The following is a 24,022-nucleotide window of genomic DNA, read 5'->3' as shown; positions in this document are numbered from 1 at the left end:
AAAAATGAAATTAAACATATTCAATTTTATTGAAAAAAAGAAAGCTCATCTGTCGAAAGCAGAAATAAAGATTTCCTTTGATAGCTTTATCGAGTACCTGCGGAAACGAACAGAGAGTACAAAGGCACTCAATACTTCCTTTTTGAAAGAGGTTCTTCATAAATTAGAAGATGCTATTGAACGAAACGGCGAAGTTGAGCTCGGTAATCTTGAGAAATTTGAAGACGAACTATCGGATATCTACAAATGCCTGACATCGCCAATAGCGGATGAAACCGAAACATTTTGGGCATTGGCAATGCCTTTTGGGCAATGTCTTTTTTACGGTACAGACCCTTTCTATGATCTGCTAAAGGAGCGCTACTGTGATGTAAATGACATGTTGGGACCGAACGGCGATATGCTAAAGAGTGATGATAGCTATAACCGACTTCTTTACTCATTGATTCTGGAAAAGCTTTACGGCTTTAAATTCAATCAAAAGCATGAAATAATCCGCTCATTACCAGACACAAAGACTGGCCTATTAACGTATTATCGCGTGAATATCGATAGTCGATTTATCGACGTCGAGCTTCATGAAGAGTTGCCCGACCTCAATTACAATGAATTTAAAGATCATAGTTCAGATAGTTTCAATTGGAAGGATTTGCAGGAACGACTTCCTCTTCAGAATTTTATATTTAAGGGCTTTTCTATCCTCACGGTTGATGATGTGACCATCAGTCAATCCCTCGAAGACATCAAGAACCTGATTATCCATGGCAAAGAAAAGGATTCTATCTATGAGCAATTGACGCTGTCTTTAAAAAGAATTGTGGGCCATCCAGATGTAGAATTTGGTATCGTACCTTTTCTAAAGATTAATGAACGTATCGTCTTCGAACCCTCTACCCAAAGAAACAGCATCATCCTCGATCTGTTACGCAATAGTGAGATACCTCCCGAACGTATTGACAACCTGATTGACCAATACTTAATATCGCCCGAAATTCTATTTTTTAACACCGGGAAACTGCCGACGCACGACGATGAAAATGTAAGCAACCTTTTCCGTGGATTAGTCGTTTCGAATATCAAATCATACGCACTTCTTCCGGTTTATCATAATAGCGAGCCAGTTGGTGCACTTGAAATTTATACAAAACAAGAAAACCTGCTGGATGAAAACCTCTTAGTAAAACTGTCGGATGTACCTCCCCTGCTAGGCCAGATACTTCGAGATAATGCGGTTGATTTTGAGGGAAATATAGATGATATTATCAAGGAAAAATTTACATCTTTACAGCCTGCCGTTCAGTGGAAGTTTAATGAAAAAGCTTGGGAGTATAAAAAGAGAATCATACCCGAACAGCCCAAGCCTATTATCGAAGATATTAAGTTCGAACACGTATACCCATTATACGGTGCCATTGACATACGAAATTCGACGATTGAAAGAAATGCAGCCGCAAGTGCTGACCTGAGCATCCAGCTAAATCTGCTGCATGATACGCTCTTAAAATTAAGGGATTGTATAGACATTGCTTTTCTCGAAGAACTAATACACGTATGCGAAAACTGGTTAGAAAAGGTAGAATCGGAGATGCTGAGCAGCATTGAACTGACTATCAGTGACTTTTTAAACAAAGACGTGCCAGAAACACTAAGGTACTTCAAAACGCATGAGCCCAATGCAAAGGAAATCATACGAGCCTATGAAGATGCACTCTTGCCAGAAACTGGTGAGGTCTTTAAAAATCGGCGATCGCTCGAATCATCTATCCGACTTATTAATACTGCGGTGAATTCCTACCTTGAAATGTTCAATGATGAGATCCAAGGAACTTACCCCTGCTATTTCGAAAAGTTCAGATCAGACGGCGTAGAATATGATATCTATATTGGTCAGTCAATTGCTCCCAAAAAACCCTTCAATATCCTATATCTTAAGAATATACGATTGTGGCAACTGACGTCAATGGCGGCTATTGGAAAGGTAACCTATAGTTTAATAGATCAAATGGAAACTCCACTTCAAACCACGCAATTAATATTTGTCAACTCGTCGCCAATTGACATCAGCTTTCGTATCGATGAGCGTCGCTTTGATGTAGAAGGAGCCTATAATATTCGCTATGAGATGGTCAAAAAGAGAATTGATAAGGTATGTATCAAGGGCACGAATGAGCGACTCACTCAACCTGGGAAAATAGCTTTGGTGTATTTTAGTCCAAAAGAGATCAGAGAGTTTAGAAATTCAATCAGCTACCTACAAAAGAAGGGCATGTTATTGAATGACTTGGAAGATCTGGAGTTGGAAGAGCTGCAGGGTGTCAATGGTTTGCGTGCTTTGCGAGTTGGCATTCAACTAGAACCATCGAAACAGGATTAACCTGTTTCGATGTCAAGAAAAGTTTCCGGCTGGCTACCAAAAGCATAGGCTTTGTTTACCATCTCGACCGGTGTAACGGAACCAACCTTTTCTTTTATGCTTAAATACTGATTTGAAATGTAGTTCAATGATTTTCTCAGCACCTCTTGTTCTTTAATCTCTAAGGTCTCGAGAATAAGCATAATGAAAGATCCGACAGAAAAGAGGAATTGATACTTAAATAAGGATAAAGGCTCTTTGTATGAAACCTCCAAATCGCCGTCTGAATCTTCATGCAGATTAATGCGAATAGCCTTTTTCTTTACCCTCCCTAAGGTAGCCGATAATTCAAACGCGAATTCTTTCTTGAAATATTTATTTATTTCTGCTTGCGTCAAATTTTCTGCGGTGACAGAAGATAGGAACTTCAGTATATGTTGCTTCTCTGAATGCTTACTACGGTGTAAGGAATCCAAGACATGTGCAGTAAGCCCCAATGCTAAGACAATCTTCTCTTTGGGCTGTACAACCTGTTTCTTTTTGCGGGCATCGACAATATAATAATACCCGTCAACAGTACCAATATTCAGTTCAATAACTTTTGTATGATTGGCTTTGTTATACCTGCTCCAGGTATAATAGCCTAAAAACGATGCACCGACAGCTGCTGCAATCCACATAGACAAAAAAAATTTATTAAGTGTTTGTTTAGTTTCTTATAAAACTGCAATATCGGACTTTTTGCTACAAGAATATTAAAATAAATTAAATTTATTCTGAAATTAATGTTAAAACCAGTCGCTTCAAAATATATTTAAATCATACCTATTTGCGGACGTAAAAAAAAGATGTTACTTTTAAGACAGTAAAAACCTAAGTCCATGAACAAAATTGCACTCTACTTAACGCTCATATTTCTCTGCTCTCATGTGTTTGCTCAAAAAACACCGCTTAGTGAAAAGACAATTAAGAGCACCGAAAAGGAAATAAATAAAGTTATTGACAAATTTGATGCTGTAGGGCTCTCCATCGTCGTTGTAAAGGCCGATGAAGTGATCTATTCGAATAGTTTTGGTTATAAAAATCTGGAAACCAAAGAAACTTTAGAGCTTAACGATATTTTCAGAATTGCGTCTATCTCCAAGTCATTCTCGGCTACAGCTATTATGCAGCTAATAGAACAAGGAAAAATATCGCTCGATGATGATCTAAGCGATCTGATCGGCTTTAAGGTTCGAAACCCTAAGTACCCCAACACAGTAATAACTCTCAGGATGGCCCTTTCTCACACATCCAGCATCAGCGATTCTAAAGGCTATTTTAAACTGGATATTATTGACCCGCGGAAGAATCCCGATTGGGCATTGTCTTATAATGACTACAAGCCGGGAACGGACTATGAATATTGCAATTTAGGCTTTAATATGATAGGAACGATTATAGAACGCATCTCCGGTAAACGTTTCGATCATTATATCAAAGACAACATATTGAGCCCACTAGGCTTGTACGGCGGATACAATGTTAACGAACTGGATAGTGAGCGATTTGTAACACTTTATAATTACGACAAGCAAATCCAACGGTTCGAACCATCACCGTCAGCCTATGCCAAACGAACGGAAGACATAGAGAATTATGTTATGGGCTATAGCGCACCTATATTTTCTCCTACCGGCGGAATGAAAATTTCTGCGCCTGACTTGGCGACGTATATGACAATGCACATGAACTTCGGCAGTTATCAGGATATTGATATTATCTCGGAGAAAAGTGCCAGAATGATGCAAAGCCCGGTGGCACATAAAGAAGGTTATGGCCTAGCTTTGCGAAAAACTGACGAATTAATCGACGGTGTTAGCCTAACCGGCCATACTGGCTCCGCATATGGTTTATACAGCGCTATGTTTTTCCACCCTGAAGACAAATATGGTTTTGTGGTCATCACAAACGGAATAAATATTCCACCTACCGACGATATAAACTCGTTTCAAAAAGCAATTATAAGCTGTTTATATAAAAATTTTATTCAGGGTAAATAGCGTCGGAAACTTCAATTGGATAATCGGATTCCAATACACTGGCACCATCTAAAACGATGTTGCGGTAAGCCTCGGCTCGCTCGGCTTTAGTATCAAGCTTATCATAGCTAGATGCCGATGAAATCATGCAACGAACACCTTTCGCATGTAGCAAATCATAAAGCTCCCTGTCTTCAGCTTTTGTCTTCGGCCCAATATAAGCCATTACCTGATTCCATGGTATACCGGCGTCTTCGTACTCACGGAATTGTTTGACCGTCTTGATATGAGCAGAAAACATACTCTCTGGGATTCTTTCTAAATAAAACAAAGCTTGTTCGGGCGAATGAACTGTAAACATAACAAATGCTTCCGCGTTTAACTCTTTAACCAATCTTGCTGTCATCTCCATCGGCACATCCTTGATGTCCAAATTCAAGATTGTTTTGCCTCTCGCCCACTCGATTGCTTCCTCCAAAGTCGGCACCCTATAAGATGTCACATTCCCGTGTTTATCTTTCAATTTGAGTTTTTTCACTTCACTCCACTCGTATGCTCCCAGCTTGCCCGTACCCGTTGTAGTCCGGTCAAGCGTAGCGTCATGCATCAAGACGATGACACTATCTTTAGTTAACCGAGGATCAACCTCATAAAAAGCGGGCGTAAACTTTAGCGTATTTTCGAATGTTTCTATGCTATTTTCGGGAAAACCTGCAACCATCCCACCTCGGTGCCCGCTAATAATAACGGCAGCATCTTCTTTATAACGGAAGAATTCATGGAGCTGACTGGCCGTCTCGAGACGAACGGTGTGAAGATTTTGAACCTGAGCCAGAACAGGCGACATCAGAAATAAACTAAATAGAATGAATGTGAAACAAAAAAAGATTTTCATCCCCAAATATAAGATTTAAGCATCGGCCGTATCCAAGTGTTTGCGATCTTTTTCTATGCGTCTGTCTAATAGTTCGTATTCAGAATTTTTGCTTTTAAACTCTGGGACAATCTCTTTCATTTTAAAGACCGTATTTTCTTTGATCTGAAGCTTATTAATAGTCAACAACTCTTCAACCTGCTCGGCGATTTCTTGATACTTATAGCTTCTCACGCGAGCGATACTGATCTTCTCATGATGAGTGGGAATTGTTTCCTCGGCGCTAGCGAGCAACTCCTCATAAAGTTTCTCTCCAGGGCGTAAGCCGGTAAACACAATTTTGATATCCCGATCCAGTTCCAAACCAGCCAACTTGATCATTTTTTTAGCCATGTCAACGATCTTAACCGGTTCACCCATATCGAATACATAGATTTCGCCACCCGTACCCATTGTTCCAGCCTCAAGCACAAGTTGTACCGCTTCTGGTATGGTCATAAAATAACGAGTTATTTCAGGATGAGTAACTGTCAGTGGCCCACCCTTTTCAATCTGCGATCTAAATCTAGGTATAACGGAACCATTGGAACCTAAAACATTTCCAAAACGCGTGGTTATAAAACGTGTTTCGCCGCCCAGATAACTATTTAATGCTTGTATATAAATCTCCGCCAAGCGCTTACTCGCACCCATGATATTCGTCGGATTTACCGCCTTATCCGTGGAAACCATGACAAATTTTTTAACGCCAAAGCGAACCGACAGATCCGCTAAATTTTTAGAACCGCGGACATTGACATTAATCGCCTCAAAGGGATTGCTTTCCATTAATGGCACATGCTTATAGGCTGCGGCATGATAAACAACCTGCGGGCGACTTTTTTCAAAAATCTCCTCCATTCTGCGATAATCGCGGACATCCGACACAAAGAGGGATACTTTAGCGGACGGAAAGCTTTCTTCAACCTCCAACTGCATATTGTGTAAAGGCGACTCTGCATTGTCACACAAGATCAAAGAAGACGGGCCGTAGGAAAGCACTTGGCGGACAATTTCAGAACCAATTGATCCAGCTGCACCGGTAATCAACACTCTCTTCCCCTGTAAATCGTTCCGAACTTCAGTCTGATCTATCTTAATCGGTTCTCTTTGTAACAAATCTTCAATTCGTAAATTTTTGATCTGTTTTTTATCTAATTTGCCAGACAGCCAAGTGTTAACGGGTGGAACAGTTAGCACCTTTACACCTAATGCTACTGCCCTTTCTATCACTTCTTTGTTATGAGCCTTATCCAGGCCTTCGTTCACGACCACCAATTCATCTATACGTTTACGATTCACTACCTGTTCAAGGTGATCTGACTTGTAAACTTTCTTCTGTTCAAGATAACTGTTTAACCGAGTAGTATCTGTATCAATAAAACCCTCGACACGGTAAATTACATCACGATTCGTTTCTATTCCATGCTTTAAAAGAACAGCATTTTTATCCGAACCAAAAATAAGCACCCGATGAACCTTTTTATTGTATACATTTCTAGTCAGCATAAAAAATACGCTTTTCGCGAAAACCCGCAAAGAAGCTAGCAGGCAAGTGCAGATGAAAAAGTTCACAACTAAAATCAAGACGAATTTCTGCATCCCCTCGCCGATCACGGATGCGCCGAAAATCATCATCTCAAAAAAGAACAAACCGCTAAATGTAACGGTCGCTGCGAAAATCCGAAATAGATCTTTAGTATTGGAATAACGTAGCAAACCAGTATGTAATCCACCGAAATACACTACAGGCAATGCTGTAAGGCAATAAACGCCTGTGTAGATAACATACTGACTAAAGTTTACTTGCTGAAAATCAAACAGATTAATCAGTCCAAATGCCAAGGTAAACGACATATAGATAATCAACATATCTGCAATGAGAATCATCCAATGCGGGAGATGCTGATCATTTAAAAGAAAATCTTTTATTATTTTAAGTCTGCGGAGTCTGGGTGCGATCATAGAGTATTTATTAATACAAACCTTCAATAGCCATTTTTCGAAAAACTAAAAAGCAAATACCTTGCCTAATATTATTTAAGTATTAATCTCCTAAATAACTTAACATTAAAACAACAATTTGGTTTCATCTCATAAGCAAGTAAAACTGACTTAAGATCAAGCTCCAATCCGTCTTCGGTCGATCGCAGACACCCACTCCACGTTATCACAAACCTCGCACAATACACGCTCCACAGGCTCTAAATGTTTTGTGTTACCACAGTATGAGCAAGCATACAACCCGCTAGATGTTATCTTAGAACTTTTTTTATTATACTCATCAGGTAATATGGGCAAGCCGGGCTTCACTTCCTCGTCTGAATAGAAAAAAACGCTGAGATTACCGGTATCCTCCAGGATAACACAACGTAGTTGCCCTAGATGCTCGATGCTTTGTGTACGCAGCTGCCCAAAAAACTCATCTGAACCCAGTTCATCACTGGGCATCTCCCCGATACAGAGTCTCCCCTCTCTTATAATATAATGCGGTTTACCTTCTAGTAAAACCTCCGCGCTTTTATTCCGGGCTATCAAAATTATAAGGAGTCGGTATGAGGTTAAGACAACTACAAAAACAGCTAGCGCATGTAAAATACCCACATCGTCGTAAAACATTGGGTCGCCCGCAGCGGAACCCAACGTTACGATCATTACCATCTCGAATATCGACAATTGCTGTACTTCGCGTTTACCGGCAATCCGCAGCGTAACTACTGCGGCAATAAACATAATTAGTGTACGAATGAATATTTCGACAAAGTACGAATAGGGTTGATCGTTAAAGAGGATCCGGTGCCAATCTAATTCCATAGGGGATCTGGTGTCTGTTTCGATTATAAGAACGCAACGAACGATTAAATTGTTTTTGCGGGTAAATCTTCATGGCCTCGGCATACACATGGAAAGGAATGCGACATAAATTTTAAAGGATATCCAATGCGCTATTCAGATTGTTTCTAAATAAATTCAGTTTATCCTTGTTTGGACTAATTATAAATAATACATTTGTTACATCTTTATGACATTCATAAACGGAATTAAAATTCACCTAACGATCACTCAGATTAGCACTGACCCATGAAAGCAACGACAATAAAGACTTGGTTCCACCTTCACAAATGGACGAGTCTTATCAGTACGGTGTTCCTATTAATGCTCTGCATTACAGGTTTGCCACTCATTTTCACCGAAGAAATAGATCACATGTTAGAAGATGAGGTGGAAATAGCTGCGCCTGCGAATGGACAAGACGCTACTGTTGATATGACAATTAAAGCGGGGATGGATCACCTTCCTGGCAATGAAATGAAATATGCCTTTTGGGATGAAAAGCATCATCCCGGGCAAGTATTTCTTACCATGGCAGACTCCTCAGAGGCGCCAATAGAAGCAGATCATTACCTAACTATGAATGCTCGTACAGCAACGGTTCTAGAGAATCCACCGAATGAAATGACTTTTATGTTATTTATGTATTACCTGCACGTAGAGATGCTAGCGGGAATACCCGGTAAACTTTTTCTTGGGTTGATGGGGGTTCTATTCTTTATCGCGATCATATCAGGTGTTGTTTTATATGGTCCGATTATGAAGAAATATGATTTTGGGATGATCCGAACCCAAAAGTCGAAACGCCTTAAATGGCTGGATTTACATAATTTATTAGGAATTGTAACACTGGTTTGGGCTAGTGTTGTGGGTTTAACCGGCGTTATCAATACACTTGCTGAGCCAGCTATCGAGTTATGGCGAGCGAATGATTTGGCTGAAATGGTGGCTGAATACAAAGATGCACCTAAGGCTAAAGGTGAACTTAGCTCATTGGATGATGCGATCGCGAAAGCAGAAGCTGCCGCACCTGACATGGAGGTATCGTTTGTTGCATTTCCCGGTACTCTCTATTCGAGTAGCTATCATTATGCAGTTTATCTAATTGGCAACACTCCCCTCACCTCGCGGATCATCAAGCCCGCATTAATCGACGCCAAGACCGGTGAATTTACGGCAATTCGGGATCTTCCATGGTATTTGAAGACCATCCTGATTTCTCAACCTTTCCACTTTGGTGATTATGGTGGTATGCCGATGAAGATCTTGTGGACACTATTCGATATTGCTACCATTATCGTCTTGATATCCGGATTATATCTTTGGTTTGCCAGAAGACGCGCTAAATCGGAACAGTTAGCACGATTAGTTAAAAATGCGGAATCCTTAGCCCGCCCGTCAGAAGAAGAAACCGAATTTGTAAACGACCAAGAAAGCCTCCGATAAAATGACAAACGAACAACGTAAACAGCAATATAAATTATGGGGGATGCCCATCATCTTGGGTATCCTGACTATGATCGGCTTGATTGCCGCTATTTTAGGCGTCGGAGTTTGGCATTATATCTCTTGGCTCGCATTAGGTATTCCCCTTTACTATTGCTTAAAGTTTGGCGCCAAATTCTTCCGCTAACCAAAGCGCAATATTTCTCCTTTTAACGTCTTTATTTGTCCGTCTAGGGTCCTATTTTATACGTACTAAAGTCTATTTTTGCCTTTAATTTATAACTATTCTAAATAACTACAAATGAAACCATTTATATTAAAATGCGGTACGATATTATCTGCTTTTTTGATAGTCAACTCAACATACGCTCAACTGTCAGGACCCCATCCTAATGTAGAAACCGAGCGTGTCGAATCTACAGATGAGTTGCAAAGACCAGGTTCTATTTCAGGGTTGATCCTCTCGGAAAACGACGAACCACTGGTAGGAATCAGTTTAAAACTAGAAGAAATCTCCTTGGGCATTACAAGTGATGAAAACGGATATTATAAACTAAAAGATATCCCGCCGGGCAGTTATACCATTACCGCCTCCGGTTTAGGTTATGCCGCATCCAAGCAAAATGTAATTGTACGTGGAGGAAGAAATACGGAGCTGAACCTTCAATTGAACAAAACTGCTCAGTCACTCAATGAAGTCATCATCACAGGCAGTCAAAACCGCTTCGCTCGGAAGGAAAGCGATTTTGTAGGTAAAATGCCTCTGCTCAATATTGAAAACCCACAAGTCTACAACTCGATCGGAAAAGAGTTACTCACCGAACAATTGGTTTACTCAGTAGATGACGCGATGCGCAACGCACCTGGAATTCAAAAAATGTGGGAAGCAACGGGCAGAGCCGGCGATGGCGGTGCTTATTATAACACGCGCGGTTTTATCACACAGGGCTTATTAAGAAATGGAATTGCAGGAAAAGTGACGAGCTCAATTGACGCAATCAATATAGAGAAGATCGAAGTAATTAAAGGCCCTTCGGCAACATTATTCGGAAGTTCGCTAACCTCCTACGGGGGCTCAATTAATCGGGTGACAAAGAAACCTTTCGAAAACTTCAGCACCGAAGTTACGCTAGCAGGCGGCACGAACGATTTTCACCGGATTAGTGCCGATATTAACACACCGGTTACTGCCGACAAATCATTGTTATTCCGATTAAACACTGCCTATAATTATGAGGGAACCTTTCAAAAAATCGGGTACAATAAAAGTTTTGCCCTAGCCCCGAGTTTAACGTACAAAGCCAACGACCGGCTTACGGTAAATTTAGATGTGGAATTCTTCTCGGTAAACGGTACTGGCAAGCAAATGATATTCTTTTATCACCCGGCCGTAGCACTTGGAATTAGCAGTGCGGAAGATATGAATCTGGATTATGAGAAATCGTATATGGGCGAGGGTTTAACACAAAAATCGGAGAATATCAACTTTTTTGGACAGGTAAATTATAAGATTTCCGATTATGTTACCTCCTCTACCAATTTTACGACAACTACCAATTCTTCAGAGGGTTTCGGAGCATACTTCTACTTGGTGCCGGATAATCTTGTAACAGGAAATGACGCAGATGCGGGACAAGCGAATTACCTAGCCCGAGCGGATCAATCCACCATAGACAGCAAAGACCGTAGTTTTGAGATTCAGCAACTATTTACGGGCGACTTCCACATAGGGAGTATGAGAAACCGCGTGGTCTTGGGACTCGATTATTATGTAACGAATATCGATGAGCTTTTCTATGGTAGTGAATATGACATCGTTCCTCTTCATAATCCGAACTTCGACTACAGCCAATTCAACGGCGAAAACCAAGCGGCAATGTATGACAATGAGGATATCGACTTTACTTGGCCGGTAAACAAACAATCGAAAACATACAGCGCCTTTGTTTCAGATGTTTTAAACCTTACGGATCAGTTGAGCGTCTTAGCAGCACTTCGTATCGACCGCTTTGAAAATGCTGCTGGTGTTGAGGGTGTAGCATATGAAGGTTATGATCAGAACGCATTATCTCCTAAATTTGGTATTGTTTACCAGCCAATTTTGGATAAAGTCTCCATATTCGCTAATTATCAGAACAGCTTTACCAACAAAGGGTTTTATAGCGCTTACGACGCAGAATCGTCACAGATTGTCCAAGAGGCAGCCGATTTGGAGCACGCGAACCAGGTGGAAGGCGGTGTCAAACTCGACCTCTTAAATGGGAAGTTAACGACTTCTTTGAGCTACTACAATATCTTGGTCGAAAACATGTTGCGAGCGGACCCTAATCCAGACGCGGCTCAGCTTTCGGCACAGATACAGGATGGATCTCAACGTAGTAAAGGTTTTGAAGTGGATCTTATTGCCAGCCCATTAGAAGGTCTCAATATCGTAGCCGGTTTCTCATACAATGATTCTGAATATGAAAAATCAGATGCGGATGTTCTGGGACGGAGGCCTACAACAGCTTCGTCTCCCTACTTAGGCAACTTGTGGGTTAGCTACCGCTTCCCTCAACATATTGCAAAGGGATTTGGAATCGGGTTTGGTGGGAATTATGCCAGTGAAAACAAAATCCTGAACAGTGTATATTACGGGGAGTTTTCACTTCCTTCCTATACCGTTTTAAATGCTTCAGCATTTTACGATTTCCCAAAAGTTCGCATTGGTTTAAAGGTTGACAACATTACAAACGAGCATTACTGGATTGGTTACACGACAGCTAACCCACAGTCAACCAGACAAATGGTCGCCAGTTTATCTTATAAATTTTAAGTAGTCGAAACGCTGTTAGCAGCTTCTACGAATAATAAAAGGCTCAGATAAAAGATATCTGAGCCTTTATTATTTTTTATCAGTCTTACAAACGTAGATCAACTCTTTACAAGCGTGACTCCACTTTTAAATTTTTAAAAATTCCATGGAAACGTTTGCATTGATTTATTATTTTGTATAGATTCGTATAACAATCATACTTAATTAACCGGATTATTTAACAAAACTAAAATTATGAAATCATTTTTACGTTCCCCTATTTAGTTGGTCAACCATCAACACAGATACTAAAACCTAAATTGTGAGTTTATAATTAGGCTCTTTTCTTCGACAAGCTATACTTCAATTTTTATTGAACAGGAATCCTATTGTCTAATTTCTAAACCATTAACCAAATGATCAAATTACGATTTAAATCAACAATCCTGCATGCCAAGTATGTGGGTTTGTGTTTGTTGTTCCTGCAACAAACAAATGAAGCTTACTCGATGGTGAAGCTTCCTGACAAAGCTATGGTGCCTATCGGCCTACAACAGAAGGCTGTAACCGGGAAGGTAACGACTGCGGAGGATCCGCAAGGTCTGCCCGGTGTAACCGTTACCATTAAGGGTACCAATGAAGGAGTGAGTACCGATTTGGATGGTAACTACCAACTACTTAATGTTCCCGGCGATGCCGTGCTCGTCTTCAGCATGGTGGGTATGGAACCTCATGAGGAAGCGGTGAACAACCGACAGACCATTAACGTAGTCTTAACTTCAACAGCGTCAGATCTGGACGAAGTAGTTGTTGTCGGCTACGGCGTTCAGAAGAAAGCGACCAAAACAGGAGCTATTTCACAAGTAAAAGGTGAAGACCTGAAACAAGCACCGGTTGTGAATATTGAAAACACCCTCGCTGGAAGAATTCCAGGGGTAATGGGATTGAACCAAAGCGGTGAACCGGGATATGACGGTTCCAATATCCTGATCCGTGGTAGAAATACCTTAAACTCAGATAACTCCGGACCGCTAATCGTTATTGATGGTATTCCGGATCGTGGAGGAATGGGACGTTTAGACCCGAATGAAATAGAGAGCGTTTCGGTGTTAAAAGATGCTCAAGCTGCTATTTATGGTTCACGTTCTGCAAACGGCGTTATCGTAATCACCACCAAACGCGGGGTAACCGGCGAACCTAGAATCAATTATAATTTCAATCAAGGTTTCGTAACGCCGACCAAACTTCCTGAAATGGCTGATGCAGCACTGTATGCGCAGCTTGAAAATGAAATCTTGGAATATGGAGGCGATCAATTGAAATGGACAGAAGAGGACATCGAGCATTTTCGAAATGGTGACGATCCATGGAGGTATCCAAATACCGATTGGCTGGATGCGGTGATTGCCAACAACTCACTTCAGAATAAGCACTCGTTATCTATTCGTGGTGGTACAGAGAAAATGAGATACTTCGCCTCACTCGGTACGCTATTCCAAGATGGTATCTATAAAAACAGCGCAACGAACTACAAACAACACAATGCCAGAATCAACCTGGATGCGAATGTCGGTGAAAATCTAGATTTAAAACTGGATTTAGCCGCTCGTTTAGAAGATCGGAATTTTCCACCGAGAAGTGCCGGTTCCATCTTCCGCGCGGCCATGCGTGGGCGACCGACTGAAGCAGCTATTTGGCCAAATGGCTTACCTGGGCCAGATATTGAATATGGTGACAACCCGGTAGTAACAAGCACGAACGAAATTGGTTACGACAACCATAAGCGCTGGGTTCTGAATGGTACCTTGGGAGCTACGTTCAGAGTACCAGGCGTTCAGGGTCTTTCATTGGACGCAAACTTAGGTATTGATGAGATGTTCAACTTCCAAAAGAGATGGACAAAGCCATGGACACTTTATACCTTGGATGGCTTCGACGAGAATGGTGAACCAATCTTAAGTGGGTCAGAACGCGGTGTGTCTCAACCTGAACTATTCCAACGCTATTACCAAGATCAATACATTACGATTAATGCGCGTGCCATTTATGAACGTTCATTTGGCGATCACAATCTGAACACCTTTGTAGCGGTTGAGCAGATTGAAAATGTAGGTGATAATTTTGAAGGGCAGCGTAAGTATTTTATTTCATCAGCGATTGACCAACTTTTCGCTGGCGGCGACTTGGAGAGGTCAATCACCGGTACGGGATATGAAAATGCTCGCCGGAATGTTTTTGGTCGTGTTTCCTACAACTTTGCTGAAAAATATTTGTTCGATTTCAACTGGCGTGTTGATGGATCGCAACGCTTTCCTAAAGACAATCGCTTCGGATTCTTCCCCGGCGTTGGTGTGGGTTGGGTAATTTCCTCTGAAGATTTCTTTAAAGACAATATTTCAGTAATTAATCATTTAAAATTGAGAGGTTCTTACGGACGCTTGGGTAGCGACTTGATTCCTAACTTCCAGTACTTAAGTACGTTTGCATTCGGAACAGGGGTTATCATGGATGGAGAATTGGCGAAGTCTGTATACCAATCACGTATGCCTAACCCAAATATAGCATGGGAACTTTCAGATAACTATAACGTTGGTTTAGAAGTCGAGTTAAACGAAGGAAAGTGGGCTTTAGAAGCCGATTGGTTTATGAACAATCGATCGAATATCTTAACACAACGTTCGGCATCGATGCCATTGTATGTCGGCTTTAGTTTACCTGATGAGAATATCGGGACATCCACCAATCGCGGTATTGAAGGGGTGATTACCCACAGAAACGTATTTGGAGATCTTTATCTGAATGTGTCCGCCAATGCGATGTACGCCAGAAACAAACTGACCTATTGGGATGAAACACCAGGAGCGCCTGATTATCAACGGTCGACTGGGAAAACATTCGATGCTCCTTTATATTATGAGTCGATCGGTATTTTCCGCGATGATGCACATGTGGAATCCTACCCCCATATCTCAGGAGCACGACCAGGTGATATTATTTTTAAAGACATCAATGAAGATGGCGAAATTAATGACCTAGATAGAAAACGCTATGATTACACCCAATACCCGCGTTGGATATTCGGATTCAACCTTGCCGCTGCCTATAAAGATTTCGATCTGACAATCCTCATGCAAGGTTCAGCAGGTGCAAGACAATATGTTAGAACCGAATCCGGTTTAATAGGCAACTTCCCAGTAGCCTTTGTAGAAGACAGGTGGACCGAAAATAACATTGACGCATCTTGGCCCAGGACTTATGACCGGGATCGAGAGTATTGGGTAAATCGAGAAAACACCTTCTGGTGGTGGAAAACCGATTTTCTCCGTTTAAAAACAATCGAACTAGGTTATACACTTCCTCAAGATCTAACAAAAAAAGTATCGATAAGCTCACTGCGACTTTTTGCTAGTGGTCAGAACTTGTTGACCTTCTCGAAAGTCGACTTCTTCGACCCTGAAATACCAAGCGGATCCGGACAATATTATCCGCAAACTAAAATTTACAATGTGGGTGTAAGTGTAACCTTTTAATCAAACGAACGATGAAAAAAATAGATAAAATATTAATTGGCTCACTGGCTCTTGCGCTATCTGCAAGTTTCAGCGCCTGCCAAAAAGACTTTTTAGATCGCAAACCGTTAACAGAAATATCGGAACTCGATGTGTGGACTGACCCGAACCTAACCAAGGCTTTCGTAGCTAGAATATACGAAGAGATGGATCATGGGTTTGCGGAAGTAATGATTTCATCCTTGACAGATGAATCCAGGTTTATTCACGACTATAATACCTCACGCGTTTTGCAAGGAAACATCAGTCCGGATGAACATGGTGCTGCATGGAATTTTGCAGACTGGGGCAAATTCTATCGAGTTATCCGGAATACCAATATGTATCTTGAGAATATCGAGCAGGTACCATTTAGCGATGAGAATGACAGGAACCAATTAACGGGTGAGGTACATTTTATGAGAGGCTATAATTACTTCGCCTTGCTTCGTATGTACGGCGGGGTGCCTCTGATTACAGAAACCTTTGATTTAAACGATGATGAAGCAATTCAGGCAGTTACAAGAAACACATATGAAGAAACCGTCAACTTCATTGTAGCTGAATGTGATAAGGCAATTGAACTTACAAATGAAGAAACACCAAGAGGCGTTGTGAATAAATCGGCTGCTCGTGCATTGAAATCACGTGTATTACTATATGCAGCCAGCGATTTGTATAACAAACCAGGAAACTCCAATGCACTGGTGGGTTATACAAGTGGTAGTCAGGCCGACCGTTGGAGAGCAGCTAAGGATGCAGCTTATGATATCATCGAAACGAATTTGTATTCGTTATATGATAAAAGCGAAGATCCAAGTGAAAACTACGCGAACATATTCCTTGACAAGACCAGTGAAGAAACCATTTTTGCTAAGCTATTCGACAAAGAGTTGTTAGGCACCTCACATGACCTTTATAATGGTCCGAATGGTTACAATAACTGGGGTGGAAATGTTCCACTACAGAACATGGTCGATGTTTATCAAATGGAGGATGGGACCAACTTTAGCTGGAGCAATCCGACACATAAGGCGGCGCCTTATGAAAACAGAGACCCCCGCTTTGCAGCGACCATCTTGTATAATGGAGCTCCTTGGAAACAACGTGGTGATAATGGTATCGGGCTTGATCCTGTGGGTGTGATACAAACTGCGCAGTACGAATATTGGAATGGCAGTAGTGTGGAAGTCCGTTGGGGATTAGATACTCGTAATTCGCCAATAGAAAGCTGGAACGGTACATTTAGCGGATATTATTTACGTAAGTTCATGGACATTACTCTAGACGCTCAATTTATTCGTGGCGATCAAGACTGGATCTATTTCCGCTATGGTGAGATCTTATTGAACTATGCCGAAGCTTGTATAGAACTTGGCGAAGAAGGGGAAGCGAAGAAATATCTTAAAATGGTACGGGAGCGCGCTGGCATGCCTGGTTCAACCGTTGACAATGCATCCGGTCAAGCTTTGGAAGACTTATATCGATATGAACGCCGTGTAGAACTTGCTTATGAAGGCCACCGCTTCTTTGATGCCCGCCGCTGGATGACTGCTGAGGAAGATTTCAGCAAACCGGCGCAAGGTATCATTATTTACGGGGAGCTACAGCCCGATCATGAGACCTTGATATATAGTTATACAGTCGATAATATTCAGGATCGTGATTTCCCCGAAAAGATGTACTTTATGCCAATACCAATCGGCGAAAGACGTAAGAACGAACAAATTGACCAGAACCCTCACTACTAAGGGCAGAGGTTTATCAATAAAAAGCCCCCGATGCGTTTTGCATCGGGGGCTTTTTATTGATAATGCTTGGATTAAATGATAGCGCTTGGGTCAACGGCCCCAGCGATCATCAAGAATTTTCTTTTAATTTAAAGATGTGATCCAGGCTGCAATCTTTTCGATATCCTTTTTTGGAACATGCGACATCGGAGGCATCTCCGTAGCATAACCAGGCCAATTAGCTGGTTGAGGAGTGATGATCAGCTTAACCATCTCTTCAACTGTATAATTTTTCTTTGCAATTTCCTTATACGATGGTCCCACTTGTCTCTTGTCCGGATTGTGGCAAGCGACACAGGTGTGGCGGCTTAACAAACCTTTAACCTCATCATAAGTAGGTGCTTTAGCAGCTACCTGCTTCGCAGGAGTTCCTGTAGACGCAGTAGCTTTTTTCGCTGGCGTCTTCGCTGGTGCTTCTTTCTTTTCTACTACCGGAGGAATAGATGAATCTTTCGTTGAAAGCTCGCCCATTGCCAATTTATCACCCGAAGGAATATTATGAAGCGTATAATATGCTGTAGGATGAACCAAAGAATAAAAACGATCTTTAGAACGTACACCATCTAAACGAAGGGTATGAACATAGTGTTTTCTCAAATCATCCGTGACGATACGAACACGCATACCATCGTCTGATAATTTCACACCTTTGATTTTCGCTGTCTCCTGATTTACGGGAGGGCTACCGTATACGGAGTTATATTTATAGGTATGTGTTTCCAACGAATACGATGCGATATCTTCTGCTGATTTTGCATCTACAGGCAATGTAAATTCAATTTCAAATCCATCAGGCATAGCACGTACAGCCTTCATTTCGAAAGGCATCTCTTCAACATCATATACCAAACGCTGCAAGCCTTCGTTTGCATCACCTGCAGAGCCCCAGCCACGGTTGGTCTCCCCTACGAAAAGAGATCCATCTTCGGCCCATGCCATACGAAGGACACCTGAACGAAAACCACTGCGGAAAGCAATAGCAGCTCCTTGATATTCACCATTTACCTTCTCCAAGAAAATACGGTTGATCATACTCATACCTTGATCTCCCACCAATACTTGTCCTTCAAAAGGCCCGAAACTCCCTTCCGGAATAACCGTTGGTTCTGAAGTCGATATTCCTAAAATACCATGTGGCAACCAAACGGCTGGTAACTGCAGTTCAGGAATATGTTTCTTCACATCAGCCATTGTTTTAAAGTCAGTTTCGTGAATAATATTCTCTGGCTTAACAGCTCTTCCTTCAGCATTTCTTATTCGTCTTTCATCAACCAAATTAAAAAGATCCTCTTGTGTTACTTTAAGCGGTGAATTCGGTAGATCCGTCCATACTAAACCAGCAGCATGTCCTGTCCATGCACCTTTTGGTAAGTGCCATAATCCGCCGGAACCAATCCAGTCTCCCTGATTTTCAGTATAGAATAGTTCTCCATAAAGAAAACCCGGTCCAGCTGGTGAACGCATTCCGGTTGCCCATGGTTTCATCGTTCCATCTTCAAAGATCTGCATGGTCCACCCTCTCCAAGGCACACGACTCTCACCTCTCCACCATTCTTCGTCGCCAAAAGCAACGTTGCCGGTAACAAAGAATGAACCGTCAGGACCGATTTTTGGTCCAAAACTGTATTCATGATAGTGTCCTGAAATCGGCCAAGCATAGATGGTTTCATAAACATCCGCTTTACCGTCAAAGTCGGTATCAATTAATTTCGTTAGCTCACCACGTTGTGCACAGTAAAGAGCACCATCTTTATAGGCTAAGCCAAGGATTTCATGTAGTCCCGATGCAAATTTTCTAAAATAAGGCTGAGAACTTGTGGGGTTCTCTACGATGAAAACGTCACCACGACGTGTTGAAACAGCCAAATCTCCATTCGGCATGGTAACAAGTCCTCCTACTTCTAACAGAACTCCCTCCGGCGCAGGCACCTTCAGTATTTTGTAGAAATCCTCTTCTTTGGGGGTTTCTTGTGCAAAGAGCGGCACACTTCCTATCATCAGGAAAGTAAGAACCGCTAATATATAATGTATAGATAATTTCTTAGTCATGTCTTTTCTAGTGATCTGCGTTTACTTAAAATAAAATAGTATAGCTGATTTCGCCTTGAACGGGAACAATTAATTCTTGTGTTCCATTGATATCGCGGATATAAGCCTTGTTCGACTTAGCATCTTTTAAATTCAAATAATACTCTTTGTCGCCGATGATATAGCTTCCGCGAGATGTTTCTTCGATTTTTGATGCAGTTGCCAAGCGCAATGATAAACCGTCTGCATTAACAACACGGATCGTCCGGTTAAAACCTTTACCATCCGTTCTGGCTTGGATAAAATCATCAACCTCAGTACCGTATATCAGATACTTAAATGTTGGTTGATTATCGGAATTAACTGCGTATCCTTTTTGACGGAATTGTGTTCCAGCTGTGTCTACCGGCCAAGCACTTTGCTTGTCAGCCAATTTAGCAAGACTTAGTGCTGGTTTCCCAAAACGTTGAACTGTACCACGTGGCACTGATGTTCCGTTTCCTCTTCCATCCCACATAGGAGTCGTATTCAAAAAGTCACCGCGCCATACTTGAACCAATGCACCATAATCCATATCATAGGTATAATGCACATCTTCCGGACTGCCGACTGAAACGGCGTGCACCGATTTTTCACCATTATCCAAATTCATAAAACTCCGTAAGATAGTCGTTACCGGAGCGTCCAATAAAATTGGATCTTTAGCATTGTTATTTTGTTTAGCCTGCTCTTTAACGTCAAGTTCCTTAATAGAGATATTTCTGAAGGCAACGGCACCATGATCGCCTTGAATTCGTAAAGGCGCTTTCGCTACCTCGTCTTGACTAACAGCACCTTGAGTAGGACCTGCTAATTCAAGGTTTTCCTGTACAAGAACTCCATTCAATACAACGTAAAGTAATCGTGCGTTCTCTGTCTTATTTCCACTAGCGTCAAAGCGAGGGGCTTGAAAGCCTATTTTTACGTTTTGCCAAAGACCCGGTGCTTTACTTGCATTGACCCTTGGGGGTGCCACTTTGTAAACACCTCCGTTACTAGCCGATGTGATATGGTCTTCCTGCCAAGAATCGAAGAGTTGAATCTCATATCGACCCTGGAGGTAAATACCTGAATTACCATTACTTGGAAGAAGATAGTCTAGTTCTAACTCGATATCTCCAAGCTCGGCTTTCGTAAATAAATCCTCGCCCTTCACTCTGCGGGACGGACTGTTAGCTAAAATTCCAGATCCGCTCGTAACAGACAGTGCATTTTTTTCAGAAATGTCGCTATAAACATTCCCAGCAATCTGCCAGCTTTTCCCAGGATCATTAAAAGCGGATAAATCTTGTAAGGTAATCGGGTCGCTAGCATACTCGTGCGCACTGAAGCCGGCGCTGAGTGTCCATAATCCGATACCAACGCCTAAAAGGCCTAAGTAGTTTTTTCTTTTCAACATGAAATTGGTTAAATAATTATTCTCAAATTTTGATAAAAATATTAAAACGTTTTAGCAAAGCAATATTGACTCTATAACTTTTTTGTGACAGAAAAATACAATAGATTGTAAGCAGTTAATTTCCAACATCATACCGAATAACCTTTCTGGTGATACCTCCATCAATAGCTACCCCTTCAATCACCACGCGGTACGACCCTTCAGTAGCGTTATAATACTCTAACATGGTGTCTCCAGATGTCTCAGTCTGCACGACGGGATTCCAATAAATGGTCGTTCTTGTATCTGCTTTGGTGTCTAGCAAATCGCTGACACCATATTTTGGAGAATAGAATTTACGGACGTTGCTAAATCCTTGTGGGGCAAACGTTTTAATATTATAGACGGTCCGCTGTCCTGGAGTCCAACCGGTTGTGTTGATCAGAATAACACCGTTAGAGCCACTAGGGCCATACATGGCGAGCAACGATGGAGAACGCAATACCTGTATATTTAAGATACTTGCCGGATCAATCATATTCTGATCGAAAACCCCTGCAATGTCCATTAAACCACTTTCGCTACCTGCCTCTAGGGGGCGTCCATCAATAGCTACGAGCATCCTACCGCCTCCACGTGTATTTATAGGAAAGCTTACGGGGCCGACGTTGGTTTGTTCCGATACAAATCTGACACCCCGCAAGCGCCCTTCTAAACAAGAACGCAAAGTGGGGCAAGCCTTCAATTCATTCCCAGAAATTGTTTGGTCGGCTCTACCTGAAGGATTTAAATTATTGGAGCCCCGAATACTCGACTGTTTGGTAACGGTCACTGTCTCCAAGTGGATGACTCTACTTTCTAATCCCAAACTTGAAAGAGCATCGTCTTTTTCTTTAACCCGTTCAAGGTATATCTTTAAAGAATCTTGAGGATCAATCATATAGTCACCGCGATTGCGTGTTGGCGTAATCCGCATGCCTGGTATACCGTCCAGCAGGATTTCGACATTGTCTTTTCCTTTTGCAGAGAGCCCTTGAACTGAAAAGCGGATACTATCTGTAAGCAGCAAATTGTCGAATGAAAAATTACCATCCGCATCGGTAATTGTATCTAAGGTCACTTGAGCCGCAAAGGAATTCAGTATCACTGTACCATTGGCAACAGGTTTACCTAACAGTGTTTGCAATCGCCCACTAATTGTCGTTGTAAGCTCTTCTGGAGGGAATTCAATGGGCTCAACTTCATCTTCGAATAAATCCTCCCAGATAAACTTGCGGTAACCTTGGGTTAGCATCAAAACATCTAAATGATCTCTTTTTTTAGTATCGATGTTCCTAAAGTAGTAATTAGGTTTCTCGATATATCCTGAAAGTTCAGACTTTAGCAACAACTCGGAATATATGGTACTTTCCATATCTGGATCGAAAGGCGTATCGTCTTCGTTTACAACTGAAACTGAAAAACGGCCCCTTACGGGTTCACCTCCTGTATTAAGCGACTTTAACGATAATTTTGTTAACTCCCGCGGCTGATAGGTTTCTTTGTCTAACACGGTTTCTACTGAAAATTCATCAAATTTATCAATAAACACCAATCGTTCATTCACGGGTTTGCCTTTCGCATCGAACAAAGTAAACTGCGTAATACCAAGTGGAAAGTCGGCTACTGGCAGCCGTAGGGTATTTAGATTCTTACTAATATCGAAACCGCCCGCGAATAATACTTCGCCATTATTCTGTGCTACCATGTTGACGGGTCCAAAACTCTGATCTGCAGCTAAGATACGCACGACCAACGTATCACTGTCACCCTGTGGGAAAATATTGAGTACGTAGCCTTCCGTAGCCACTTCAGGCAGATCAGCTGTAAAGCTGCTCCCGTCGGTCAACTGGATCGTAGCTTGATAAGATTCCCCTGCGAGAGGCGTTATGTTAAAAGTTCCCATTCCCAAATGTTGGCTTTGAAATTCAGTAACCGCATTACCTTTCGAATCCTTAATCGTACCCTTAATATCTACTCCGAGCCCATCTGTACCGATGGCTTTAAATGCGACTCGGACAGGTAAACCGGCAACTAGATTCCCGCTTTCGGGAAAGAACTGTACATCAGTTTCATAACCTTTGTATTTGACTGGAAAAATTTGCCTATCCCACTGATTCTTCTCAAGCTCTACTTCGCTTAATATGTATAGGCTGTTCAAATCAACATCCTCATCATCTAATGCAGAAGTTTTTACCTCGATCTGGATACTCCCGTTCTCGTCTGTCTTTACATTGTCAGTAAGAACAATTTCGTTTGATGTTCTGACTTGATAGAATATACGCTCATCCGCAAGGGGTTGTGAGCTTTCATCTAAATAATTAATCGTAGCGGTAAGACGTGGATTCGAGCTTTCTCTATCAAAGGCGAATGATATTTCAGATTTCGTTTTCTCTTCAGATATACTACCAATGACAAAAGGATGTTCATAAAAATAGGCCGGATCCCCGTTCCGCATCCATTGTGTATATGCTCTTAATCGATAGTTTCCCGGTCTTAAATCTGCTGGCAAATCGATATTTCCAAAAGCTAAGCCAGCCATTACAGGCAGCTTTAATGCTGCGGTTAGTGAATCTGTATCACTAATGAGATCGACATATACCGCGCCGCTGACGGCCGATAGCTTATGTCTCCCGCCGACCATAACATAGGCTTTCAGCCAAATCGTATCACCAGAAGTATAATACGGTCGATCCAAATGGAGATGAACCTTTTCCTGGGGATATCGCTCCGCCCAACGTTCGAGAGGATTTAAAATCTGCTCAACTGTTGTCTGCGAGAAACTTACAACTGGAAGAGCCAACAGAAAAAACAGATATAATAGAGCAGATTTTTTCATTC

Annotated in this window: 14 protein-coding genes; 7 read left to right on the top strand and 7 right to left on the bottom strand. The window is 41.7% G+C overall.

The annotated features are described in order from the left end of the window. The first annotated feature begins 4 nt into the window (after positions 1-4). The gene (locus tag WKR92_RS13585) at positions 5-2,374 is read left to right on the top strand and encodes a GAF domain-containing protein (protein ID WP_375558382.1); all 2,370 of its coding nucleotides are present in this window, start codon (positions 5-7) and stop codon (positions 2,372-2,374) included. Here the strand turns inward: WKR92_RS13585 and WKR92_RS13580 are convergent. Further along, a complete protein-coding gene (locus tag WKR92_RS13580; protein WP_375558381.1) occupies positions 2,371-3,033 on the bottom strand; it encodes a hypothetical protein in 663 nt (220 codons plus the stop codon). The two genes, WKR92_RS13585 and WKR92_RS13580, sit on opposite strands and share 4 nt — an antisense overlap. Before the next feature lie 201 nt (positions 3,034-3,234). Here WKR92_RS13580 and WKR92_RS13575 point away from each other — a divergent pair, with 201 nt between their 5' ends. Then, positions 3,235-4,395: a serine hydrolase domain-containing protein gene (locus tag WKR92_RS13575; RefSeq protein ID WP_375558380.1), complete on the top strand. Its 1,161-nt coding sequence runs from the start codon at positions 3,235-3,237 to the stop codon at positions 4,393-4,395. Here WKR92_RS13575 and WKR92_RS13570 read toward each other — a convergent pair. The 3 genes from WKR92_RS13570 to WKR92_RS13560 all read right to left on the bottom strand — a co-directional run bounded on the left by WKR92_RS13570 (position 4,379) and on the right by WKR92_RS13560 (position 8,101). Next, positions 4,379-5,221, bottom strand: coding sequence for a glycerophosphodiester phosphodiesterase family protein (locus tag WKR92_RS13570; protein ID WP_375558379.1), 843 nt, complete (start codon positions 5,219-5,221; stop codon positions 4,379-4,381). The two genes, WKR92_RS13575 and WKR92_RS13570, sit on opposite strands and share 17 nt — an antisense overlap. A gap of 63 nt (positions 5,222-5,284) precedes the next feature. Next, positions 5,285-7,252, bottom strand: coding sequence for a polysaccharide biosynthesis protein (locus WKR92_RS13565; protein WP_375558378.1), 1,968 nt, complete (start codon positions 7,250-7,252; stop codon positions 5,285-5,287). Positions 7,253-7,408: 156 nt separating this feature from the next. Continuing rightward, positions 7,409-8,101, bottom strand: coding sequence for a DUF421 domain-containing protein (locus WKR92_RS13560; RefSeq protein ID WP_375558377.1), 693 nt, complete (start codon positions 8,099-8,101; stop codon positions 7,409-7,411). A gap of 267 nt (positions 8,102-8,368) precedes the next feature. Here WKR92_RS13560 and WKR92_RS13555 point away from each other — a divergent pair, with 267 nt between their 5' ends. The 5 genes from WKR92_RS13555 (at position 8,369) to WKR92_RS13535 (ending at position 17,658) form a co-directional block, all read left to right on the top strand. Then, complete coding sequence (locus WKR92_RS13555) at positions 8,369-9,565, top strand: PepSY-associated TM helix domain-containing protein (RefSeq protein WP_375558376.1); 1,197 nt, start codon at positions 8,369-8,371, stop codon at positions 9,563-9,565. Between the two features lies 1 nt (position 9,566). Next, the gene (locus tag WKR92_RS13550) at positions 9,567-9,752 is read left to right on the top strand and encodes a hypothetical protein (protein ID WP_375558375.1); all 186 of its coding nucleotides are present in this window, start codon (positions 9,567-9,569) and stop codon (positions 9,750-9,752) included. Between the two features lie 114 nt (positions 9,753-9,866). Next, positions 9,867-12,380, top strand: coding sequence for a TonB-dependent receptor domain-containing protein (locus WKR92_RS13545; protein ID WP_375558374.1), 2,514 nt, complete (start codon positions 9,867-9,869; stop codon positions 12,378-12,380). A 395-nt stretch (positions 12,381-12,775) separates the two neighbouring features. Further along, complete coding sequence (locus tag WKR92_RS13540) at positions 12,776-15,889, top strand: SusC/RagA family TonB-linked outer membrane protein (protein ID WP_375558373.1); 3,114 nt, start codon at positions 12,776-12,778, stop codon at positions 15,887-15,889. Between the two features lie 11 nt (positions 15,890-15,900). Next, complete coding sequence (locus tag WKR92_RS13535; protein ID WP_375558372.1) at positions 15,901-17,658, top strand: RagB/SusD family nutrient uptake outer membrane protein; 1,758 nt, start codon at positions 15,901-15,903, stop codon at positions 17,656-17,658. Positions 17,659-17,781: 123 nt separating this feature from the next. On the opposite strand, the gene WKR92_RS13530 is transcribed toward WKR92_RS13535, so the two are convergent. The 3 genes from WKR92_RS13530 to WKR92_RS13520 form a co-directional block, all read right to left on the bottom strand. Continuing rightward, positions 17,782-19,746, bottom strand: a complete 1,965-nt coding sequence (locus WKR92_RS13530; RefSeq protein ID WP_375558371.1) for a c-type cytochrome — start codon at positions 19,744-19,746, stop codon at positions 17,782-17,784. Between the two features lie 25 nt (positions 19,747-19,771). Continuing rightward, positions 19,772-21,163 carry a 3-keto-disaccharide hydrolase gene (locus WKR92_RS13525; RefSeq protein ID WP_375558370.1) on the bottom strand — a complete coding sequence of 464 codons (1,392 nt, stop codon included), beginning with the start codon at positions 21,161-21,163 and terminating at the stop codon, positions 19,772-19,774. 115 nt (positions 21,164-21,278) lie between these two features. Next, on the bottom strand, positions 21,279-24,020 hold the full coding sequence (locus tag WKR92_RS13520; protein WP_375558369.1) for a TonB-dependent receptor plug domain-containing protein: 2,742 nt from the start codon (positions 24,018-24,020) through the stop codon (positions 21,279-21,281). Positions 24,021-24,022: the final 2 nt, after the last annotated feature.

Source organism: Albibacterium profundi (genome assembly GCF_042159835.1).
GTDB lineage: Bacteria > Bacteroidota > Bacteroidia > Sphingobacteriales > Sphingobacteriaceae > Albibacterium > Albibacterium profundi.
Note: the sequence above shows the minus strand (reverse complement) of the source record. Positions and strands in the feature narration are given on the sequence as shown.

Bases quoted from the DNA above. Each gene is read 5' to 3' on its own strand.
- WKR92_RS13585 (WP_375558382.1), top strand. From the start codon at position 5: ATGAAATTAAACATATTCAATTTTATTGAAAAAAAGAAAGCTCATCTG.
- WKR92_RS13580 (WP_375558381.1), bottom strand. From the start codon at position 3,033: ATGTGGATTGCAGCAGCTGTCGGTGCATCGTTTTTAGGCTATTATACC.
- WKR92_RS13575 (WP_375558380.1), top strand. From the start codon at position 3,235: ATGAACAAAATTGCACTCTACTTAACGCTCATATTTCTCTGCTCTCAT.
- WKR92_RS13570 (WP_375558379.1), bottom strand. From the start codon at position 5,221: ATGTCGCCTGTTCTGGCTCAGGTTCAAAATCTTCACACCGTTCGTCTC.
- WKR92_RS13565 (WP_375558378.1), bottom strand. From the start codon at position 7,252: ATGATCGCACCCAGACTCCGCAGACTTAAAATAATAAAAGATTTTCTT.
- WKR92_RS13560 (WP_375558377.1), bottom strand. From the start codon at position 8,101: ATGGAATTAGATTGGCACCGGATCCTCTTTAACGATCAACCCTATTCG.
- WKR92_RS13555 (WP_375558376.1), top strand. From the start codon at position 8,369: ATGAAAGCAACGACAATAAAGACTTGGTTCCACCTTCACAAATGGACG.
- WKR92_RS13550 (WP_375558375.1), top strand. From the start codon at position 9,567: ATGACAAACGAACAACGTAAACAGCAATATAAATTATGGGGGATGCCC.
- WKR92_RS13545 (WP_375558374.1), top strand. From the start codon at position 9,867: ATGAAACCATTTATATTAAAATGCGGTACGATATTATCTGCTTTTTTG.
- WKR92_RS13540 (WP_375558373.1), top strand. From the start codon at position 12,776: ATGATCAAATTACGATTTAAATCAACAATCCTGCATGCCAAGTATGTG.
- WKR92_RS13535 (WP_375558372.1), top strand. From the start codon at position 15,901: ATGAAAAAAATAGATAAAATATTAATTGGCTCACTGGCTCTTGCGCTA.
- WKR92_RS13530 (WP_375558371.1), bottom strand. From the start codon at position 19,746: ATGACTAAGAAATTATCTATACATTATATATTAGCGGTTCTTACTTTC.
- WKR92_RS13525 (WP_375558370.1), bottom strand. From the start codon at position 21,163: ATGTTGAAAAGAAAAAACTACTTAGGCCTTTTAGGCGTTGGTATCGGA.
- WKR92_RS13520 (WP_375558369.1), bottom strand. From the start codon at position 24,020: ATGAAAAAATCTGCTCTATTATATCTGTTTTTTCTGTTGGCTCTTCCA.